The organism is Leptothrix mechoopdaensis (SeqCode) (genome assembly GCF_053893855.1).
The window spans coordinates 1642397-1658266 of sequence record NZ_CM132699.1; the positions used below are offsets into that span (position 1 = coordinate 1642397).

17 protein-coding genes are annotated in these 15870 nt (G+C 69.9%); 7 read left to right on the forward strand and 10 right to left on the reverse strand.

From position 1 onward, the window contains the following. Positions 1 to 22: 22 nt before the first annotated feature. Genes ACWA7K_RS07280 through gabT form a run of 3 tightly spaced genes read right to left on the reverse strand, consistent with a single transcriptional unit; the run spans position 23 to position 3777 of the window. Positions 23 to 1243, reverse strand: coding sequence for a CaiB/BaiF CoA transferase family protein (locus tag ACWA7K_RS07280; RefSeq protein WP_456167096.1), 1221 nt, complete (start codon positions 1241 to 1243; stop codon positions 23 to 25). Next, entirely contained in the window at positions 1243 to 2424 is a 1182-nt protein-coding gene (locus tag ACWA7K_RS07285) for an acyl-CoA dehydrogenase (protein ID WP_456167098.1), read from the reverse strand. Before ACWA7K_RS07285 ends, ACWA7K_RS07280 begins: the two co-directional genes overlap by 1 nt. 54 nt (positions 2425 to 2478) lie before the next feature. After that, the gene (gabT, locus tag ACWA7K_RS07290) at positions 2479 to 3777 is read right to left on the reverse strand and encodes a 4-aminobutyrate--2-oxoglutarate transaminase (RefSeq protein ID WP_456167100.1); all 1299 of its coding nucleotides are present in this window, start codon (positions 3775 to 3777) and stop codon (positions 2479 to 2481) included. A 206-nt stretch (positions 3778 to 3983) separates the two neighbouring features. On the opposite strand from gabT, the gene ACWA7K_RS07295 reads away from it, so the two are divergent. From ACWA7K_RS07295 to ACWA7K_RS07320, 6 genes are all read left to right on the forward strand, one after another. Then, a complete protein-coding gene (locus ACWA7K_RS07295) occupies positions 3984 to 5393 on the forward strand; it encodes an aminotransferase-like domain-containing protein (protein WP_456167102.1) in 1410 nt (469 codons plus the stop codon). Between the two features lie 81 nt (positions 5394 to 5474). Further along, on the forward strand, positions 5475 to 5738 hold the full coding sequence (locus tag ACWA7K_RS07300) for a type II toxin-antitoxin system Phd/YefM family antitoxin (protein WP_130481060.1): 264 nt from the start codon (positions 5475 to 5477) through the stop codon (positions 5736 to 5738). Then, positions 5735 to 6130, forward strand: coding sequence for a type II toxin-antitoxin system VapC family toxin (locus tag ACWA7K_RS07305; RefSeq protein ID WP_456167104.1), 396 nt, complete (start codon positions 5735 to 5737; stop codon positions 6128 to 6130). Before ACWA7K_RS07300 ends, ACWA7K_RS07305 begins: the two co-directional genes overlap by 4 nt. 47 nt (positions 6131 to 6177) lie before the next feature. Next, the gene (gene alaS, locus ACWA7K_RS07310) at positions 6178 to 8805 is read left to right on the forward strand and encodes an alanine--tRNA ligase (RefSeq protein WP_456167106.1); all 2628 of its coding nucleotides are present in this window, start codon (positions 6178 to 6180) and stop codon (positions 8803 to 8805) included. Positions 8806 to 8818: 13 nt separating this feature from the next. Then, positions 8819 to 9304 carry a hypothetical protein gene (locus tag ACWA7K_RS07315; RefSeq protein ID WP_456168711.1) on the forward strand — a complete coding sequence of 162 codons (486 nt, stop codon included), beginning with the start codon at positions 8819 to 8821 and terminating at the stop codon, positions 9302 to 9304. Between the two features lie 68 nt (positions 9305 to 9372). After that, positions 9373 to 9897, forward strand: coding sequence for a DUF1993 domain-containing protein (locus tag ACWA7K_RS07320; RefSeq protein WP_456167108.1), 525 nt, complete (start codon positions 9373 to 9375; stop codon positions 9895 to 9897). A gap of 26 nt (positions 9898 to 9923) precedes the next feature. Here the strand turns inward: ACWA7K_RS07320 and ACWA7K_RS07325 are convergent, their stop codons facing one another. The 7 genes from ACWA7K_RS07325 to ACWA7K_RS07355 all read right to left on the reverse strand — a co-directional run bounded on the left by ACWA7K_RS07325 (position 9924) and on the right by ACWA7K_RS07355 (position 14743). Further along, entirely contained in the window at positions 9924 to 11048 is a 1125-nt protein-coding gene (locus ACWA7K_RS07325; RefSeq protein WP_456167110.1) for a GGDEF domain-containing protein, read from the reverse strand. 17 nt (positions 11049 to 11065) lie between these two features. Beyond that, the gene (locus tag ACWA7K_RS07330; protein ID WP_456167112.1) at positions 11066 to 11551 is read right to left on the reverse strand and encodes a copper chaperone PCu(A)C; all 486 of its coding nucleotides are present in this window, start codon (positions 11549 to 11551) and stop codon (positions 11066 to 11068) included. 75 nt (positions 11552 to 11626) lie between these two features. Next, positions 11627 to 12259, reverse strand: coding sequence for an SCO family protein (locus ACWA7K_RS07335; protein ID WP_456167114.1), 633 nt, complete (start codon positions 12257 to 12259; stop codon positions 11627 to 11629). A 25-nt stretch (positions 12260 to 12284) separates the two neighbouring features. Beyond that, positions 12285 to 12803 carry a copper chaperone PCu(A)C gene (locus ACWA7K_RS07340; RefSeq protein ID WP_456167116.1) on the reverse strand — a complete coding sequence of 173 codons (519 nt, stop codon included), beginning with the start codon at positions 12801 to 12803 and terminating at the stop codon, positions 12285 to 12287. A 19-nt stretch (positions 12804 to 12822) separates the two neighbouring features. Next, positions 12823 to 13371: a copper uptake system-associated protein gene (locus ACWA7K_RS07345; RefSeq protein ID WP_456167118.1), complete on the reverse strand. Its 549-nt coding sequence runs from the start codon at positions 13369 to 13371 to the stop codon at positions 12823 to 12825. 91 nt (positions 13372 to 13462) lie between these two features. After that, a complete protein-coding gene (locus ACWA7K_RS07350; protein ID WP_456167120.1) occupies positions 13463 to 13903 on the reverse strand; it encodes a DUF2946 family protein in 441 nt (146 codons plus the stop codon). A 270-nt stretch (positions 13904 to 14173) separates the two neighbouring features. Then, positions 14174 to 14743, reverse strand: a complete 570-nt coding sequence (locus ACWA7K_RS07355; protein ID WP_456167122.1) for a phasin family protein — start codon at positions 14741 to 14743, stop codon at positions 14174 to 14176. Positions 14744 to 14912: 169 nt separating this feature from the next. Between ACWA7K_RS07355 and ACWA7K_RS07360 the strand changes: the two genes are divergently transcribed. Continuing rightward, a complete protein-coding gene (locus ACWA7K_RS07360; protein WP_456167123.1) occupies positions 14913 to 15854 on the forward strand; it encodes a histone deacetylase family protein in 942 nt (313 codons plus the stop codon). Positions 15855 to 15870 lie beyond the last annotated feature (16 nt).

Below are 15870 nucleotides of genomic sequence, written 5' to 3' on the forward strand. Positions count from 1 at the left end.
GGTGGTCGGGCGGCTCGCTGGCTCATCGGCTGGGCCAGCCCTCGCCACGGGCGAGCGCGGCGCGGATCGTGTCGCCTTGCTGGTCCAGCGAGGGCGGCGGCTGGTCGGCCACGGCCGGCTGGCCGTCGAAGCGCATGGGGTTGCGCACGAGTGGCAGGGTCGGCGGCTGGGTCGCTTGCAGGTCCGTGTCGACCGGGGCCGGCAGATCCACTCGCAAGCCCCGGGCCAGCACCTGCGGGTGGGCGAACACGCCGGCGATGTCCAGGATCGGTGCACAGGGCACCGCGTTCGGCTCCAGCAGGTCCATCCACGCCTGCGTGGTGCGCGTGCGCAGCCAGTCGGCCAGCAGCGGCACCAGCCCGGCGCGGTGGGCGACACGTTGCGGGTTGCTCGCGTAGCGCGGATCGGCGGCCACGTCGGCATGGCCGGCCAGCTCGCAGAAACGCGCGAACTGGCCGTCGTTGCCGATCGCCAGCACGAGGTGGCCGTCGGCGGTGCCGAAGACCTGGTAGGGCACGATGTTGGGATGCGCATTGCCCATGCGCTGCGGCACCACGCCGCCGACCAGGTGGTTGCTGGCCTGGTTGGCGAGCATCGCGACCTGCACGTCCAGCAAGGCCGCGTCGATGTGGCGACCCTTGCCGGTGCGGCCACGTTCGACCAGCGCAGCCAGGATCGCGGTGCTGGCATAGACGCCGGTGAACAGGTCGGTGACGGCCACGCCGACCTTCTGCGGCTGCGTGCCGGGCGTGCCTTCGGCCTCGCCGGTCAGGCTCATCAGCCCGCCGGTGGCCTGGATCGCGAAGTCGTAGCCGGCGGCCTGCGCCATCGGGCCGTCCTGGCCGTAGCCGGTGACCGAGCAATAGACCAGGCGCGGGTTCAGCGCCATCAGGCTGGCCGCGTCCAGGCCGTAGCGGGCGAGCTGGCCGACCTTGTAGTTCTCCAGCAGCACGTCGGCCTCGGCCGCGAGCTGTCGGACCATCGCCGCGCCGTCGGGCGTGGCCAGGTCGATCGCGACCGATCGCTTGCCCCGGTTCGCGCTCAGGTAGTAGGCCGACATGCGCGCATCGGCCGGCCCCCACCACGGCGGTCCCCAGCCGCGGGTGTCGTCACCGGCACCGGGCCGTTCGACCTTGATGACATCCGCGCCGTAGTCCGCCAGCAGCTGGCCGGCCCACGGACCGGCCAGCACGCGCGACAGGTCCAGCACGCGCACGCCGTCGAGCATCGAGGCGCCACCCATCAGGAGAACGCCTGGATGCCGGTGATGGCCCGGCCGAGGATCAGCGCATGCACGTCGTGCGTGCCCTCGTAGGTGTTGACGACCTCCAGGTTGACGAGGTGGCGCGCCACGCCGAACTCGTCGGAGATGCCGTTGCCACCGAGCATGTCGCGCGCCATGCGGGCAATGTCCAGCGCTTTGCCGCAGCTGTTGCGCTTGAGGATGGACGTGGCCTCGACCGATGCCGTGCCCGCGTCCTTCAGCCGGCCCAGCTGCAGGCAGCCCTGCAGGCCCAGCGCGATGTCGGTCAGCATGTCGGCCAGCTTCTTCTGGATCAACTGGTTGGCCGCCAGCGGCCGGCCGAACTGTTTGCGTTCGAGCGTGTAGCTGCGGGCGCGGTGGAAGCAGTCCTCGGCCGCACCCAGAGCGCCCCAGGCGATGCCGTAGCGGGCGCTGTTCAGGCAGGTGAACGGGCCCTTCAGGCCGCGCACGTCGGGGAAGGCGTCCTCGTCGGGGCAGAACACCTCGTCCATGACGATCTCGCCGGTGATGCTCGCGCGCAGGCCGACCTTGCTGTGGATCGCCGGGGCGCTCAGGCCCGCCGCGCCCTTGTTGAGGATGAAGCCGCGGATGGCGCCCTCGTCATCCTTGGCCCAGACCACGAACACGTCGGCAATCGGGCTGTTGGTGATCCACATCTTGGCGCCTGAAAGCTTCCAGCCGCCGGCCACCTTGCGGGCCCGCGTGACCATGCTGCCGGGGTCGGAGCCGTGGTCCGGCTCGGTCAGGCCGAAGCAGCCGACCCATTCGCCACGCGCCAGCCGGGGCAGGTACTTCTGCTTCTGCGCCTCGGTGCCGAAGGCCTCGATGGGCACCATCACCAGCGACGACTGCACGCTCATCATCGAGCGGTAGCCCGAGTCGATGCGTTCGACCTCACGCGCCACCAGCCCGTAGCTGACGTAGTTCAGGCCGGCGCCGCCGTAGGCCTCGGAGATGGTCGGGCCGAGCAGGCCGAGTTCGCCCATCTCGCTGAAGATGGCGCGGTCGGTCTTCTCGTGCCGGAAGGCTTCCAGCACGCGCGGGGCCAGGCGTTCCTGGCAGTAGGCCTGCGCGGCCTCGCGCACGGCGCGTTCGTCGGCGCTCAGCTGGGCGTCGAGGTTGAGGGGGTCTTCCCAGTTGAAGGCGGCGTGGCTGGCCATGGGCGAGGTTCTCGGGTCAGGTGTTGGGGGACGTGTCGGTGGACTTGCTGCCACTCAGGCCAGCGCGGCGAAGCAGTCGGCCATGATGGCCAGGCCCTCGTCGAGCACGGCATCTGACGCGGTCAGCGGCACCAGCACGCGGATCACATTGGCGTAGGTGCCGCACGACAGCAGGATCAGCCCGCGCCTGGCGGCCTCCTTGACGATCGCGCCGGTCAGCGCGGCGTCGGGCTGGTGCGGGTCACCGTCCTTGCACAGCTCGATGGCGACCATCGCGCCGGGGCCGCGCACCTCGGCGATGACCTTGTGCTTCGCGGCGATGGCGCCCAGGCCGGCCTTCAGGCGGTCTCCGACGGCACGGCCGCGTTCGAGCAGGCCGTCCTGTTCGAACACGTCGAGCACCGCCAGCGCCGAGGCGCAGGCCAGCGGGTTGCCGGCATAGGTGCCACCCAGGCCGCCGGGGCCGGGCGCGTCCATGATCTCGGCCCGGCCGATGACGGCCGACAGCGGCATGCCACCGGCCAGCGACTTGGCCATCGTGATGATGTCGGGCACGGCATCTGGGCCCCACTGTTCGCAGGCCAGCCAGGTGCCGGTGCGGCCGGCGCCGGTCTGGACCTCGTCGGCGATCAGCACGATGCCGTGCTGGTCGCACAGCGCGCGCAGGCGGCGGGCGAACTCGGGCGGCGCGACGTAGAAGCCGCCTTCGCCCTGCACCGGCTCCAGGATGATGGCCGCGACACGCGCGGCCTCGACGTCGTACTTGAAGATCGCCTCGATCGACGCCATCGCGTCGTCGACGCTGACGCCGTGCAGCGCGCACGGGAACTTGGCGTGGTAGACCTCGGCCGGGAAGGGGCCGAAGCCGGTCTTGTAGGGCGCGACCTTGCCGGTCAGCGCCATGCCCATCATCGTGCGGCCGTGGAAGCCGCCGCCGAAGGCGATCAGCGCCTGCCGCTTGGTGTAGGCGCGGGCGACCTTGACGGCGTTCTCGACCGCCTCGGCGCCGGTCGTCAGGAAGAAGCTCTTCTTGGCGAAGTTGCCCGGTGCCTTGGCGTTCAGGCGCTCGGCCAGTTCGACATAGGGCTCGTAGGCCAGCACCTGGAAGCAGGTGTGGGTGAACTTGTCGAGCTGGGCGGCGATGGCCTCGACCAGCTTCGGGTGGCGGTGACCGGTGTTGAGCACCGCGATGCCGCCGGCGAAGTCGACATAGCGCCGGCCCTCGACGTCCCAGACCTCGGCGTTGTCGGCGCGCTGCACGAAGATCTCGTGGCTCTGGCCCAGACCGGTGGGCAGCGCGGCGCGACGGCGGGCCATCAGGGCGGCGTTGTTGAGGTTCGGTTCGCGTTGCATCGTGGGACTCCGGGTGGCGGTTGGCGGGTGCCTTGGGGCTGTTGTCGGTGGCTGTCGTCTGCAGCAGGTGCCGGGCCAATGTAGGGGCCGCACCGGGGCGCCGCCATGCACAGTCGCGGCCGATGCGGCGATGCACTGTGCTGGGCCGCCGACCGGCACAGCCGGAGCCGTACCATCCCCGCGATCGACTCTCCGACGGCAGTTCCATGTTCACGCTCAATCCGAAGTCCGCCACGCCGCTGGTGGTGCAGATCGTCCAGGCCCTGAGCCGGCAGATCGAGGAAGGCGGCCTGCGCGCGGGCACCAAGGTGCCGTCGATCCGCCAGTTCGCGCATGCCCACCAGGTCAGCATCTTCACGGTCGTCGAGGCCTATGACCGGCTGGTCGCGCAAGGCTGGCTGGTGTCGCGTCCGCACTCCGGTTTTTTCGTGCGCAAGCGCGGCGAGGGCGCGGTGGCGTCGGTCGATGCGGCCTCGCCGGCCGGCATCGCGGGCACCTCGTTCGACTCGATGTGGTATCTGCGGAAGATCTTCGAGAACCGTCACCTGTCGATGAAACCCGGCTGCGGCTGGCTGCCCGGCGACTGGCTGTTCGAGGACGGCCTCAAGCGCAGCCTGCGCGGCCTCGCCGGTGACGACGTCGACCTGGGCGGCTACGGCGACCCGAAGGGCTACCCGCCGCTGCGCCAGCTGATCCGCGACACGCTGGCCGAGCAGGAGGTGGCCGTCACCGCCGAACAGGTCCTGCTGACCCAGGGCAGCAGCCAGGCGCTGGACCTGTGCGCGCGCCGGCTGGTGCGGCCCGGCGATGCCGTGCTGGTCGATGACCCGGGCTACGCCAACCTGCTGTTCTGCCTGCGCTTCCAGGGCGCCCGGCTGGTGGGGGTGCCGCGCACGCCCGGCGGCTACGACCTGGCGGCGCTGGAGGCCGCGCTGGTCGAGCACCAGCCGCGCGTGTTCTTCACGCAGCCGCGCCTGCAGAGCCCGACCGGCTCGGTCGCCACGCTGGCGCAGTTGCACCGCGTGCTGCAGCTGGCCGAGAAACACGACGTGCTGATCGTCGAGAACGACATCTACGCCGACCTGGACCCGGAGCCGCGCCCGTCGCTGGCCAGCCTCGACCAGCTCAACCGCGTCGTGCATGTGGGCAGCTACAGCAAGACCATCTCGCCCAACATCCGCGTCGGCCATCTGGTGGCGCACCCCGACCTGGTCGAGGACCTGGCGCAGTTGAAGATGATCGCCGGCCTGACCAGCTCCGAATTCGGCGAGCGGCTGGCCTACGGCGCGCTGACCGAAGGCCGCTGGCGCAAGCACCTGAAGGCGCTGCGCGACCGGCTGGCCAAGGCCCACGAGCGGGTCGCCCAGCGGCTCGACGACCTGGGCTTCGAGATCTTCTGCGAGCCCAAGGCCGGCATGTTCCTGTGGGCCCGCCATGCCGACATGCCCGATGCCGTCCAGACCAGCAACCAGGCGGCCGAACACGACCTGCTGCTCGGGCCCGGTCACCTGTTCTCGGCCGACCTGACACCGACGCCGTGGATGCGCTTCAACGTCGCCTACTGCGAGGACGAGCGGCTCTACACCTTCCTCGAAAGCCGGCGTCAGGCGGTGTGAGGCCGAGGCGGGTCGGCACGGATAGAATCTGGTTGATTCAACCAATTTGCGCACGCCCCTCACGCCAGCCTGGAGTACCCCATGGAAACCGTCGGTCTGTTCGAAGCCAAGACGCACCTGTCCGAGTTGATCGCTCGCGCCGAACGTGGCGAGGAGGTGGTGATCACGCGGCACAACAAGCCGGTGGCCAAGCTGGTGCCGATCAACGAGGTGCCGGCCGATCTGGTGGCCCGGCGCCGCCAGGCCCTGTCCGAGTTGCAAGGCATCGGACGGCGCATGGCCGAGCGGGGCGGGCCGATCACGGTCGACGAGATCCTGCAGTGGCGCGATGAGGGGCGCCGGTGATCGTCGTCGACTGCTCCTACACGCTGGCCATGGTGATGCCCGACGCGCAGTTGCCTGTCAGCCTGCATCAGGCCATCGAGGGCCGTCTGGTGGTCCCCGCGCTCTGGCCCTTCGAGGTCGCCAACGTGCTGCGCCACGTGGTGCGGCGTGGCCGTCTGCGCGGCGACGAGGTGGCCGAGGTCTGCGCGCGCCTGGACGCCTATGGCATCGAAGTGCTGGGCAGCGCCGACACGTCGGTGCAGCAACGCCACGCGGCCGCCAGCGCCCATGACCTGACCGCCTACGATGCCGCCTATGTCGACCTGGCCGTGCAGCGCCGCTGCGCGTTGGCCACGCTGGACGCCCGCATGGCGGCTGCCGCACAGCGCGCCGGCGTCATCGTTCTCAATTGAGCCTCATCCCTTCGAATTCATTGCCCATCCCGAACCTGACGACGCCCATGAAAGCCTCCGACATCCGCCACACCTTCCTGAAGTTCTTCGAGAGCAAGGGCCACACCATCGTCTCGTCCTCGCCGGTGATCCCGGGCGATGACCCGACGCTGCTGTTCACCAATGCCGGCATGAACCAGTTCAAGGACGTCTTCCTGGGCTTTGACAAGCGTGCCTACACGCGCGCCACGACCAGCCAGAAGTGCATCCGCGCCGGCGGCAAGCACAACGACCTCGACAACGTGGGCTACACCGCGCGCCACCACACGTTCTTCGAGATGCTGGGCAACTTCAGCTTCGGCGACTACTTCAAGCACGACGCCATCCAGTACGCCTGGGAGTTGCTGACCGTCCACTTCAAGCTGCCGACCGAGAAGCTCTGGGTCACCGTCTACGCCGAGGACGACGAGGCCTACGAGATCTGGAACAAGGTGGTGGGCGTGCCCGCCGAGCGCATCGTGCGCATCGGTGACAACAAGGGCGGCCGCTACATGTCCGACAACTTCTGGATGATGGGCGACACCGGTCCCTGCGGCCCCTGCACCGAGATCTTCTACGACCACGGCGAAGGCATCCCCGGCGGTCCTCCGGGCAGCCCGGACGAGGACGGCGACCGCTACATCGAGATCTGGAACAACGTCTTCATGCAGTTCAACCGCACCGAAGACGGCGTGATGCACCGCCTGCCCAAGCCCTCGGTCGACACCGGCATGGGCCTGGAGCGCATCACGGCGGTGCTGCAGCATGTGCACGGCAACTACGAGATCGACCTGTTCGTCGCGCTGCTCGCCGCAGCCAAGGCGGCGGTCGAGGCCAGCGGCGGTGCCGGCATCGACCCGGCGTCCCCGAGCCTGAAGGTCATCGCCGACCACATCCGCGCCTGCTCGTTCACGATCACCGACGGCGTGATCCCCGGCAACGAAGGCCGCGGCTACGTGCTGCGCCGCATCGCCCGCCGCGCCATCCGCCACGGCTACAAGCTCGGCGCGCGCAAGCCCTTCTTCCACCTGATCGTGGCCGAGCTGGTCACGCAGATGGGCGAGGCCTACCCCGAGCTGCGCGCGGCCCAGGCGCGTGTCACCGAGGTGCTGAAGCAGGAAGAAGAGCGCTTCTTCCTGACCATCCAGCACGGCATGGAGATCCTCGAAGGCGCGCTGGCCGGTGGTGCGAAGACGGTCGACGGCGAGACCGCCTTCAAGCTGCACGACACCTACGGCTTCCCGGTCGACCTGACCGCCGACGTCTGCCGCGAACGTGGCGTGACGGTCGACCAGGCCGGCTTCGAGGCGGCGATGAACCGCCAGCGCGAGCAGGCCCGCGCGGCCGGCAAGTTCAAGATGGCCGCCGGGCTGGAATACAGCGGCACGCCGACCACCTTCCACGGCTACGAGCATCTGGCCTGCGAGACCTCCAAGGTCGTCGCGGTCTATGTCGACGGCAGCCCGGTCGACGCCGCCCAGGCCGGTGACGACGCGGTGATCGTGCTGGACCACACCCCGTTCTATGCCGAGAGCGGCGGCCAGGTCGGCGACAGCGGCGAGCTGCGCAATGCGGTCAGCCGCGTGCTGGTCGAGGACACGATCAAGATCCAGGCCGACGTGTTCGGCCACCACGGCCGGGTGGTCGAGGGTTCGGTCAAGGTCGGTGACGTCTACACCGCCCGCGTCGACGCCGAGCGGCGTGCCCGCACCGTGCGCAACCACAGCGCCACGCACCTGATGCACAAGGCGCTGCGCGAGGTGCTGGGCGGCCATGTCCAGCAGAAGGGCAGCCTGGTCAACGCCGAGCGCACCCGCTTCGACTTCGCCCACAACGCGCCGATGAGCGACGACGAGATCCGCCGCGTCGAGGCCCTCGTCAACGCCGAGATCTTCGCCAACGCGGCCGCGCAGGCCCAGGTCATGGCGCTGGACGACGCGCAGAAGAGCGGCGCGATGATGCTGTTCGGCGAGAAATACGGCGAGACCGTGCGGGTGCTGACCATCGGCTCCAGCAAGGAACTCTGCGGCGGCACGCACGTCGGCCGCACCGGCGACATCGGCCTGTTCAAGATCGTGGCCGAAAGTGGTGTGGCCGCCGGCATCCGGCGCGTCGAGGCGGTCACCGGCGACAACGCGCTGGCCTATCTGCAAGGGCTCGAACGCACCGTCAACGACGTCGCCGGCGCGCTGAAGGCGGCGGTGCCCGAGGTGCCGGCCCGCATCGCCGGCCTGCAGGACCAGATCCGCGCGCTCGAGAAGGAACTGGGTGCGCTGAAGGGCAAGCTGGCCTCGTCGCAGGGCGACGGGCTGGTCGCCCAGGCCGTCGACATCAAGGGCCTGAAGGTGCTGGCCGCGACGCTCGAAGGCGCCGATGCCGCCACGCTGCGCGCCACGATGGATCAGCTCAAGAACAAGCTCAAGACCGCCGCCATCGTGCTGGCCGCGGTCGACGGCGGCAAGGTCCAGCTGGCCGCAGGCGTGACGGCCGACTCGACGGCCAAGGTCAAGGCCGGCGAGCTGGTCAACTTCGTCGCCCAGCAGGTCGGCGGCAAGGGCGGCGGCAAGCCCGACATGGCCATGGCCGGCGGCACCGATGCCAGCAAGCTGGCGGCTGCGCTGGCGAGCGTGCAGGGCTGGGTTGCCGAGCGTGTCTGAGCGCGACGACACGATCGCCGCGGCGTCGGACGAGCACCTGGACGACTGGCCGCCGGTCCAGTCGCCCAAGCTCTGGCGCGACGAGCTGTGGTGCGCCCAGGTCATCAAGAACGAGGACGACGAGGGCTGGGCCGTGTCGATGACGCGGCGCGGCGAGTCCGAGCCGGTGCTGGTCGCGCCGTGGACGATGGGGCGCGACAAGAAGAACCCGAAGCCGCTGGACATCAACGCCTTCAACACCTGGATCAAGACCGCCCACGAGGTCCTGCGCCGGCATGAGCAGCAGCTGCACGCGCAGCTGCACAAGCGCCTGCGCGTCGACACGCCGGCCGGCGCGGTCGAGGTCACGCTCGACATCGAGCCGGACGAGGACATGCCCAGCGCCACGCTCAGCGCGCACGACGCGATGGGCGAGCTGCTGGCGCGCAAGAAGGTCGCACCCGACTTCCGCCTGAGCACGCGCAGCGCGCAGGCCTGGCTCGAGACCCTGGACGCCTGAGTCGAACCGGGTCAGGACGACACTCGCGCCCTGACCCTCTCCATCCACGACACCCCCGAGGAACCGCGATGAGCACCATCACCCTGAGTTCGGCCTTCCTGCCGATCTTCAAGCGCGCGCTGCGCAACCTGGACCACTTCCTCGACAAGGCCCAGGCCAACGCCGAAGCCCGCAAGTTCAGCCCCGACGTGCTGGCGCAGTCGCGCCTGGCGCCGGACATGCTGCCGCTGACCGCCCAGGTCCGCATCGCCTGCGACGCCGCCAAGCTCGCCGTGGCGCGTGTCGGTGGCCTGACGGCGCCGAAGTTCGAGGACAAGGAAACGACGCTGGCCGAGCTGAAGGCGCGCATCGCCAGCACGCTGGCCTGGCTCGACACGGTGCCGGCCGATGCGCTCGATGGCCGCGAGGACGTCGACGTGACCTTCCCGGTCGGCCGCGAGGCGACCCGCACGCTCAAGGGCGCCGACTACCTGCGCCACTGGGCCCTGCCCAACGTGATGTTCCACGTCACGACGACCTATGCGCTGCTGCGCCACAACGGTGTCGAGCTGGGCAAGCAGGACTTCCTGCTCGGGCCGGACGAGGCGCTTTGAACGACGTGCCCTGAGCGCCTCGCGGCTCAGAAGAAGTCGACGCCGCTGCTGGCCGGTTCGGGGGCGCTGAGCAGGCCCAGCGCGACCAGCTCGGCGTGTTCGTGGACCTGGTTCCGGCCCGCCTGCTTGGCGTGGTAGACGGCCTGGTCGGCCCGCCCGAAGGCCCGTTCGGGCGTGTCGTCCGCGCCGATGCAGGTGTAGCCGATGCTGATCGTCAGCTGGCCGACCTGCGGGAAGTCGCGTTCGGCCACCCGCCGACGCAGACGCTCCAGCGCCGCGCGGGCGCCCGAGGCGGCCGGGCAGCGCAGCAGCACGACGAATTCCTCGCCGCCGAAGCGGTACAGCCGGTCCTCGTGCCGGAAGGTGTCGCGCATCAATTGCGACAGCAGCAGCAGCACCTCGTCGCCGACGAGATGACCGTACTGGTCGTTGACCCGCTTGAAGTGGTCCACGTCGACGACCGCCAGCCACGATTCGCCGCGTTCGGGACGGGCCCGGCGTTCGTCCGCGCCTTCGCCATCGAGCAGCTCGGTCGGGCCGATCTCCTCGATCGCCACGGGCGATTCCGCGTGCCGCAGCGGCCCGAGCCGCATGAAGCTCTCGTCGAAGGTCTTGCGGTTGAGCAGGCCGGTCAGCTCGTCGCACTCGTTGTCGTCGAGCAGACGGCGCAGGTTGCCGTAGAGGCGCAGCAGCTGCTCGATCAGCGCCCGTTCGGCGCTGTCGCAAGGCGGGTCGCGTTCGATCTCCAGCAGCGCGATCGGCACGTGGCCGTGCAGCAGCGGGAAGATCAGCAAGGCGGGTTGTTCGGCCGGGCGGGCCGTGCGTTCGGTCTGCACCACCCAGGACCGCAGTTTGCGGCGCAGCGGGTCGGCGCGCCGGGTGGCGGCCTCGTCCGGCCAGGCCTGCAGGGTGCGCCAGCCGGAGCTGGCGGCGTCGGCATCCTGCCGGTCATCGTCCGCCAGACCCTCTGCCTGCTGGGCATCGGCATCCGGGGCATCGGCATCCGGGGCCAGCAGGGCCACCGATCGGGGCGCCAGCAGGTCGGCCAGTCCGGCGACCAGCCGCTGTTCGAGCGCCGGTCGGTCACGCAGGCCGGACAGGTCCAGCATCGTGGTGGCCAGGTGGCGCAGCTGCGCCTCGACGGCAGGCATCAGGCCGGACCCTTCATTCAGTGGCCCGCGTGGCCGTCGTGTCCGCCACCGGCCGCGCCCATCGGGCGGGCGACAGCCTGGACGGTGACGCGCGAGCGCTTCTGCGCCTTGTCCTCGACCTCGAGGTCGAGCGTGACCGAGGTGCCGGCCTTCACCGGACGGGCGACGTCGATCAGCATCAGGTGGTAGCCGCCCGGCTTGAGCTCGACCGCCTTGCCGGCGGGCAGGTCCAGCGCGGGCACCGCGCGCATCTTCATGACGTCGCCTTCCATCGCCATCTCGTGGACTTCCACCACGCGGGCATCGGGTGACGAGGCGCCGACCAGCTTCAGGTCGCTGCCGGCGGTCAGCGTCATGAAGACACCGGTGACACGCTGCATGCCAATGGTCGGGCGCACCCAGGCGTCCTTGGCTTGAACGGAGGGGGTCTGGGCTTGGGCGGCACCGGCCAGCAGGGACAGGCCGAGCGCGGCAGTCAGGGCAAGGGACTTGAGGGAAGTCATCGTCGGATCCGGTAAATGTGGCAAATGTGAACCCGAAGCCGAAGCTTCGGCAAGGAACAAAGTGGCAATCGCGGCTCAGGCGTCGAGCAGGATCTTCAGATCGTGCGCAACGTCCTCGGCGGTCTGGTTGTGGCGCACGGCCAGGCGCAGCTTGCCGTGCGTGTCGTACACGTAGGACAGCGCGGTGTGGTCCATCGTGTAGGTCGAACCGGTCGGAACCTTGTTGTAGAAGACCTTGAAGTCCCGGGCGGTCGCGCGGGTCCGCTCCTCGTCGCCGCGCAGCGCGAGGAAGCTTGGATCGAAGGCGGTCGCGTAGCCCTTGAGCAGCTCGGCGGTGTCACGCTCGGGGTCGACCGTGATGAAGACGACCTGCAGCTTGTCGCCCTGGGGGCCGAGCAGGCGCCGCACCTCGACCGCGCGGGTCAGGGCGGTCGGGCAGACGTCCGGGCACTGGGTGAAGCCGAAGAACACCATCACCAGCCGGCCCTGGAAATCGGCCAGCGTGCGGGTCTTGCCGTCCGGGTCGTCGAGCGAGAAGCCCTTGCCGTATTCGGCGTCGGTGATGTCGATGGTCTTGAACGGCGGCGGGGCCTTCTTGCAGGCGCTCAGCGTGCCGCCGATGGCCAGCATGGAAGCGGTGGCCAGCAGGTGGCGGCTGAAGGTGCGGCGGCTGAAGGCAGATCGGTCGAGGGTCACGGAGGTGTCCATGTCAGGTCGGTCGGGGTCGGTCAGGTCAGTGGCCGGCGTGGGCGCCGTGGTTCTTGTCCATGTCGAGGGTCGCCGCCTTCGGCTTCTGGACCCAGGCCATGACCTCCACCTTGCCACCGCGCTCGAAGGTCAACGTGACGGGTACGCGGTCGCCTTCGGCCAGCGGCCGGCGCAGCTCCAGCAGCATGATGTGCAGCTCGCCGCCGTGGCGCAACGCGATCTCCTGCCCGGGCGCCAGCTCGATGGCGTTGAGCGCGCGCATCTTCATGATGTCGCCGACCATCTTCATCTCGTGGAACTCGACCTTGCCGGCCACCGGCGATTCCGCCGCGATCAGGCGGTCGGCCTGCTGGCCGGTGTTCGACAGGGTGCGGAAATACAGCGCGCCGCTGCGCACGCCCGGCGGCGTCGGCGTCGAGTAGGGATGGTCGATGCGGACATCGCCGGCCTTGCTGCCGTGGGCCTGGGCGGGACCCGTCAACAGGCATGCGGCGGACATCAGGAAGGTGCTGGCGATGGCGCGCAGCAGTGGACGCTGGTTCATGGTGTCGGGATCCTCTTGATCACTTCGCGGCGTTCGACGCAGCGGGATGGTGGCCGTGGGCGTGGGGGTCGCCATGTCCGGCATGGGCATCATGGCCGGCCACCGGCGGATGTTCGCCATGGGGCCCCATCCGGACGGTTCCTTCGAAGCTCGCAAGACGGGCCAGCGTGGCCTTGTCGAGGCGTGCTTCGGCGCGCGCCAGCGCACCGGCCAGGGCCTTGGCGTCGGCGGGCGCCATGCCCGCCTGTTCGAGCATGGCCGCCTGCCTCAGACCGTCACCGGAACAGAGGTTGATCTCCCAGGTCTTGCCGTCGTCAGTGCGACGCATCAGGGCTCTGCCACCCCGTTCGCCTTGCTGCCAGTCGGCGACCGCGTGGTTCTGGTGGATCACCACCGGATCGACGCGCAGGCGCGCGTCCGGGCGATCGAAGGTCTTCATCAGGACATGGCGAATGGCGTGGATATCGCGGGACGGATCGGCATGGGCTGCCATGCTGCCGAGGCAGAGGATGCCGGTCAGGACGAGAGCGAAGGAACGGCGCGTGGCCGCATGAAAGGCGTGGGTCATGGTGTCGGGTGCGTGCGCGTGTGGGCAGGACGTTGCCGGATCGGCCGCAGGCCGGGTCCGGACGAGAGGCGTTCAGGGACGGCGGCCGTGATCAGGCCGCGTCGACGCTCGATGTCGGGGGTGCGCGCGCACCGTGGGCGGTGGCCCGGGGGCGGGCCGGCGAGGGGGTGTCGGGGGCGAGCGGCGAGCCGTGTCGCGTCAGCGCGGGCGTCAGCAGGTCGGCAGCCAGGCCGGGCAGGGGGCTCGTGCCGACGGGCCAGCCGCAGTAGTCGCAGGCCGACGCCAGATGGGCGGGGCCGGCGGGGGCTTGCCGGTCCGCGTTGACGTTGGCATCGGCGGTGACATCGACCGCGGCATCGGCCGGGCCGGCATCGGTCGTTGCCGGGCTGCACCAGCCCATCGACCAGCCGACCGGCGTCGCGCCGTCCTGCGCGCGCAGCAGCGCGTGGCTGATCGACGGGGCGATCAGCGGCATCAGGACCAGCAGGATCCCGAGCCAGGCGAGGTGGGCGCGCGTGCGCAGCGACGTCATGCCGGAATTGTGCGGGATGGCATCACCGACACGGGCGTCGCGACACGGCGGCGGCGGCGCGAGTCGTGACGTATGAGGGTCCGCACGGGCATAAAAAAACCCGGCCATCAGCCGGGTTGAAAGGTACCTGGAAAGAATTCTTTCGCGCGGTACCGAGGAGACAAGCGGTGTCGCAGACGGGTCTGCGCGAATCTCGGTGGGCGGGCGACCGGGGTCGCCGCGCCGATGACGGATCGTCTCGCGTCCGTCACCTTCCTGCCTTGAGCAGGATCAAGCGGCGGTGCGGCGCTTCGGGGCGGCGGCGGTGGTCGCGGCCTTGGCGGCGGTCGTCGCGGTCTGGGTCAGCTGCTCGAAGCTGGCTTCGGCGGCGGTCTGGGCCTGCTTGGCGGCCTTCTGGGCCGATTCGACGGCGTTCTGGCCGGCGCTCAGGGCCGACTTGACGAAGGCGACGGCGCTTTCGCTGCCGGCCGGGGCGTTCTTCAGGGCCGACTCGATCAGCGAGGTGATCTGGGCTTGCGCAGCGGCGAACTGGGCTTCGGCCAGCTTGGCGACTTCACCCTGGGTGGCCGAGGCGATCTCGTAGACCTGGCGGCTGTAGGAGGCAACCTTCTCGGTGGCCGGCTGGACCAGCGACGATTGCAGCGCCAGGACTTCCTGGGCGTCCTTGGCCGACAGGATCGCCTTGGCGGTCTCGGTCGACTCGGCCAGCGTGGCGCGGCCGGCTTGCAGGTTCAGTTCAACCAGCTTCTCGACGCCTTCGAAGGCCTTCTGGCTCAGTTCGAGGACGGCTTCGAGGTTGGCCTTGCCGGCGGCAGCGAATTGCTCAGGGGTCGTGGTCATCGTGGGCTCCTAGGTGAAAACAGGCTGCTTCAGGCGTTTGTTGCACTGCAGCAATGAGGCCAGTATAGGACCCCGCAACGCAAAATCAAGCGGTCATGTTGCAGCGCAGCAAGATTAGGGAGAAAGCTCTAGCCGGACCCGGTTTCGGCCCGCCGGACACAATTCCGCCATGCAACTGCACTACAGCGACCACTTCGTGCTGCCGCTGCCCGAGGGCCACCGCTTCCCGATGCGCAAGTACCGCGACCTGCACGACGCGCTCGCCGTGTCGCTGCCGCAGGCGCGTTTCGTCGAGGCCCCGGCGGCGACGCCCGGTGAACTGGCGCTGGCGCACGGGCCATCCTATGTCGACGCGGTGCTGCACGGTCACCTGAGCGCCGCGCAGCAGCGCGAGATCGGCTTCCCGTGGTCACCGCAGATGGCCGAACGGGCCCGGCGTTCGGTCGGCGCGACCATCGCCGCCGCGCGGGCCGCGCTGGCCGAAGGCATCTCCGCCAACCTGGCCGGCGGTACCCACCACGCCAGTGCCGATGGCGGCAGCGGCTTCTGCGTCTTCAACGACGTGGCCGTGGCCGCCCGGCTGATGCAGGCCGAGGTGCACCGGCAGGCGCGCCGGCTGCTGCGCGTCGCGGTGATCGACCTCGACGTCCACCAGGGCAATGGCACCGCCGCGATCTTTGCCGACGATCCGACGGTCTGGACGCTGTCGCTGCACGGCCAGCACAACTTCCCGTTCCGCAAGGTGCCGGGCGACGACGACGTGGCCCTGCCGGACGGCTGCGACGACGCGGCCTACCTCGACGCGCTGGACGCCGCGTTGAAGCGCCTGTGGGCCCGGCATGCCGACGCGCCGCCCGGGCTGGTCTTCTACATCGCCGGGGCGGACGTGCACGAAGGCGACCGGCTCGGCCGCCTGAAGCTCAGCGACGCGGGCGTGGCCGAACGCGACCGGCGCGTGTACACCGCGCTGCGCGAGCGCGGCATCCCCGTGGCCGTCAGCATGGGCGGCGGCTATGGCGTCGACCTGGCGCGGACCGTCGCGGTGCAGCGCCGCACGCTGGAGCTGGCCTGGGACGACTGGCAGCTTCGGCGCGCAGCGGAGCGCCGCTAGCATCGGGCGCCCTTTC

Excerpts from the sequence above, each read along its gene's own strand:
- ACWA7K_RS07280 (WP_456167096.1), bottom strand. The coding sequence starts at position 1,243 with ATGGGTGGCGCCTCGATGCTCGACGGCGTGCGCGTGCTGGACCTGTCG.
- ACWA7K_RS07285 (WP_456167098.1), bottom strand. The coding sequence starts at position 2,424 with ATGGCCAGCCACGCCGCCTTCAACTGGGAAGACCCCCTCAACCTCGAC.
- gabT (WP_456167100.1), bottom strand. The coding sequence starts at position 3,777 with ATGCAACGCGAACCGAACCTCAACAACGCCGCCCTGATGGCCCGCCGT.
- ACWA7K_RS07295 (WP_456167102.1), top strand. The coding sequence starts at position 3,984 with ATGTTCACGCTCAATCCGAAGTCCGCCACGCCGCTGGTGGTGCAGATC.
- ACWA7K_RS07300 (WP_130481060.1), top strand. The coding sequence starts at position 5,475 with ATGGAAACCGTCGGTCTGTTCGAAGCCAAGACGCACCTGTCCGAGTTG.
- alaS (WP_456167106.1), top strand. The coding sequence starts at position 6,178 with ATGAAAGCCTCCGACATCCGCCACACCTTCCTGAAGTTCTTCGAGAGC.
- ACWA7K_RS07320 (WP_456167108.1), top strand. The coding sequence starts at position 9,373 with ATGAGCACCATCACCCTGAGTTCGGCCTTCCTGCCGATCTTCAAGCGC.
- ACWA7K_RS07325 (WP_456167110.1), bottom strand. The coding sequence starts at position 11,048 with ATGCCTGCCGTCGAGGCGCAGCTGCGCCACCTGGCCACCACGATGCTG.
- ACWA7K_RS07330 (WP_456167112.1), bottom strand. The coding sequence starts at position 11,551 with ATGACTTCCCTCAAGTCCCTTGCCCTGACTGCCGCGCTCGGCCTGTCC.
- ACWA7K_RS07335 (WP_456167114.1), bottom strand. The coding sequence starts at position 12,259 with ATGGACACCTCCGTGACCCTCGACCGATCTGCCTTCAGCCGCCGCACC.
- ACWA7K_RS07340 (WP_456167116.1), bottom strand. The coding sequence starts at position 12,803 with ATGAACCAGCGTCCACTGCTGCGCGCCATCGCCAGCACCTTCCTGATG.
- ACWA7K_RS07345 (WP_456167118.1), bottom strand. The coding sequence starts at position 13,371 with ATGACCCACGCCTTTCATGCGGCCACGCGCCGTTCCTTCGCTCTCGTC.
- ACWA7K_RS07350 (WP_456167120.1), bottom strand. The coding sequence starts at position 13,903 with ATGACGTCGCTGCGCACGCGCGCCCACCTCGCCTGGCTCGGGATCCTG.
- ACWA7K_RS07355 (WP_456167122.1), bottom strand. The coding sequence starts at position 14,743 with ATGACCACGACCCCTGAGCAATTCGCTGCCGCCGGCAAGGCCAACCTC.
- ACWA7K_RS07360 (WP_456167123.1), top strand. The coding sequence starts at position 14,913 with ATGCAACTGCACTACAGCGACCACTTCGTGCTGCCGCTGCCCGAGGGC.